This is a genomic window from Photobacterium sp. BZF1, from assembly GCF_014349205.1.
In the GTDB taxonomy this organism is placed as follows: Bacteria; Pseudomonadota; Gammaproteobacteria; order Enterobacterales; family Vibrionaceae; genus Photobacterium.
Genome location: NZ_JACSOF010000268.1, coordinates 1 through 3223 on the forward strand (window position 1 = coordinate 1; position 3223 = coordinate 3223).

Annotated in this window: 4 protein-coding genes; all 4 read right to left on the bottom strand. The window is 39.4% G+C overall.

All coding sequences use genetic code 11. The annotated features are described in order from the left end of the window. Positions 1-385 precede the first annotated feature (385 nt). A complete protein-coding gene (locus BIZ37_RS29740; protein ID WP_187464612.1) occupies positions 386-814 on the bottom strand; it encodes a protein tyrosine phosphatase in 429 nt (142 codons plus the stop codon). A gap of 224 nt (positions 815-1038) precedes the next feature. Continuing rightward, a complete protein-coding gene (locus BIZ37_RS29745) occupies positions 1039-1398 on the bottom strand; it encodes a VanZ family protein (protein ID WP_187464613.1) in 360 nt (119 codons plus the stop codon). A gap of 261 nt (positions 1399-1659) precedes the next feature. After that, positions 1660-2565: an NAD-dependent epimerase/dehydratase family protein gene (locus tag BIZ37_RS29750; RefSeq protein WP_187464614.1), complete on the bottom strand. Its 906-nt coding sequence runs from the start codon at positions 2563-2565 to the stop codon at positions 1660-1662. After that, the coding region (locus BIZ37_RS29755) for a glycosyltransferase family 2 protein (RefSeq protein ID WP_187464615.1) at positions 2565-3223 on the bottom strand (659 nt) is incomplete at its 5' end. The genes BIZ37_RS29755 and BIZ37_RS29750, both read right to left, overlap by 1 nt.

Below are 3223 nucleotides of genomic sequence, written 5' to 3' on the forward strand. Positions count from 1 at the left end.
AGATATATTTACCGCATTAATGTCAGAAAAATTAGTCGTAACACATAATAGTAAACATATCGGACCAGAGCTCAAAAATCACTATTTTTCATATACAACGTTACTTTAATGAAATTTAATATTTCATCCTTAATGTTTTTTGTTACTTTATATGAAGAACCACGTAATAGCAGAACTTTACTCCAACCATGAACTTTTAATATGAGGTGGTTTAGACGGCAGAACAGTCACAAGAGGGGCTGTATTTAGCCAGTTCCGGTAACCATGTAGGGTTTCAGAAGAATAGTATTGAGAAGATTTTTCCGATCATTTGGAATGACGTAACCCGCTCAATAGCTTTGAAAAACGCCTTGATACGAGATCATGCAAGTACCAAGGCGACTAATTACAACTTCTTCGCCCACGCTTTGGCTGAATCATCAATCAACTCATAGGCAAAGTCGAACGCTTCACGGCTTTGGCGGTATGGGTCGGGAATGTCTTTTTGACCAATCCACTGACCAAACAGCATGGTTTTACCGCGCGCTTCGGGCGCAATACTGGTCACCGCTTCGATATGGCCTTTTTCCATCACCAGAATCAAATCATAATCACGGCATAAATCACTGGTCAATTGCTGGGCCACATGGCCTTCCAAATTAATACCGTGCTCAAGTGCGACTTCAGCCGCCATTTTGTCAGCGGGTTTACCTACCAAGGCACCTACACCTGCAGATGCGATATGTTTGTTAGGAAGATGGTGCTTGAGTAAGTACTCACCAGATGGGGAACGACAGATATTACCCACGCAAACAACCAAGATCTTATTGAACATATAGTCCTTCACTCTAATAGAAGTTATCTTCAAGGCCTGCGCCAATAGACAACTTTCCGACATACACGAATTGAAAGAGTCAGTCTACAGGATGTCGACCAGGTTTTCAGCCCCAAGACTGCAACCAAGTCCTTCCTTCATTTCCCCATAAATTTAGCATACAGTTTTACATGCCTTGGGCTATCTACAATACTAATTAATCGTTTTTATGATGGCTTCTCAGGCTAATCCAAGTTTAAGTAACCCTCGAACCAAACTTGCTTGTTGTTAACAAGTGACACAATAAACATCCCTAAAGCCACACCTAGGGAGTTTGCCAATAAATCAAAAAGCGAGCACTCACGGCCGAAATATGGCTGGAGGATTTCGATACCACCACTGAACAACACAATGGCTAATCCATATCTATAAAAAGCCCGCTTAGTTGCAACAGCATATGCCGCAACTATGGCAAACACTGCATAAGCGATGAAATGCTGCACTTTATCGATATGGGGTATAGAGACTAACTCCGGGCCATTGGGTTTAAGTGAGAGAAAGAGGATAAGTAGAGCATAAAGGAGCAACGGAATTTTTTTTATCATGTGCTAGATGTTCTGAGTTTTATGATACTGATGATTTTGACGGTGTATAGGGGGAATAGTAAAGCAGGAATGCGGGAATGCGGGAATGCGGGAATGCGGGAATGCGGGAATTATAAGAGGGCCTGTACAGTAACAAAACCCTTATATAAGATATTTTAAAATAGGTATAAAATCAGAACAGCGACCAAGATTTGCCTTCATTACCAATCACCTTGGTGGTCAAAACAGGACATTCTGTATCAAAAAAGTAAATGTAACGTTTCACTTATTTTTCGCTATGAGTGTTTTCATGGATTCTTTCATTGTATAAGGAGGCTGCCAATCTAATATATTCTTGGCGTGTGATGAATCAACTTCAAAGTTTCCAACAAGTTGCTCCACCATGGTTGACCTGCCAGTGACTCTGGCGACAAATTTCATTAATTTAACCGGAACAGGGAGTTGGATAATGGTTTTATTCAGGCCACCAGCTATTGCATTTGCAAACTCTTTCGTTGATACAGTTTCACCCTCAGACGCAAGGAAGGTATGACCAGCCGCTTTAGGGTGTTTAGCACACGTTATCAGTAAGTCTGATAAGTTCTGTACTGAAATAAAGTCCCGTCTATTATGTACCATACCAAAAGGTAATAATGGAAAACGGCTAATCAGACTTGTAAGCAAACCAAAGTTACCAGGAGCATTAAACCCATAAACTAAAGTAGGACGAACAATAACAACTTCCAGACCTGTCTCTTTTGATATTTCGCTTAAACCTAATTCAGCATCATATTTGGATTTTGCATATTCATTATGAGGACTAACTTGAGATTGCTCGGTGATTTTGCCATTCAGACTAAAGCCATGAACACCAATCGAGCTAACAAAAACAAATCTTTTTACGCCAGCAACAGCAGCTTGCTTAGCTATATTTAACGTGCCCTCAACATTTACCTTTCTATACTCTTTGTGAGAATAGGACTTGGAGTGCGCTAAGCCTGCTAAATGTATAATTGCTTCGACACCATCAAAAGCATTCCCATACTGGGTGTTTCCATCTAATTCATCTATGCAGTAATAGGGTTCAACTTTATCGCAAGCACTAATCCTGTATAGAGATTTGAACTTACAATTTGACTTTAATAACTCCTTGCCGATGAAGCCACTGGCGCCTGTAACTAGGTACATTAACGAACTCCAAGAATTTTATTTAACGATAACAATGCAATAGCTACACTAAACATAATTTTATCCGACCATTTCCTACGACATTTTAATGAAATGAAAAATAGCTTAAACAAACTATGTAACGTTCCAGAGTTCATATATTCAAGAGGAAGTTCTTTTTGATCTAGAAAATCAGCTTGTGCCTTTACTTTATCAAAGGCGTCACCACTTAGAACAACTTTTGTCCTGGAAATAATCGCTTTAATACCTGCGTTTGCGCCTACTTCATTACTATCATGCTGTCTATATAACATTAAAGGTTCGGAACCAATGACCCAACGAAAACCATTAGCACGAGCAAAACTGTAGCAAAACCAGTCATGAACCCATAGGTTATTGATTTGATTTTTCTTGCTTTTCAACTTTAGTTTAATTGCATCCGCAAGCTTTTTTGATAAAACGAAGGTACATCCAGGGCCGGATGACTCAAATAAGTAGTCGTATTGAGTTTGGCTATAATCTTTCTTCACCAAACTCTGCTTGCCATCACACCAGAATGCTGTCACATTTCCAGAATATGCATCTGCATTTTCATTTTTGATCGTTAAAATAGACTGTTTCAACTTATCAACAAGCCAGATATCATCTTGGTCAGCAAATGACACATAATCATATAAAC

What these genes read in the sequence shown, in the direction of transcription:
- BIZ37_RS29750 (WP_187464614.1), bottom strand. Translation starts at nt 2,565, where the DNA reads ATGTACCTAGTTACAGGCGCCAGTGGCTTCATCGGCAAGGAGTTATTA.
- BIZ37_RS29740 (WP_187464612.1), bottom strand. Translation starts at nt 814, where the DNA reads ATGTTCAATAAGATCTTGGTTGTTTGCGTGGGTAATATCTGTCGTTCC.
- BIZ37_RS29745 (WP_187464613.1), bottom strand. Translation starts at nt 1,398, where the DNA reads ATGATAAAAAAAATTCCGTTGCTCCTTTATGCTCTACTTATCCTCTTT.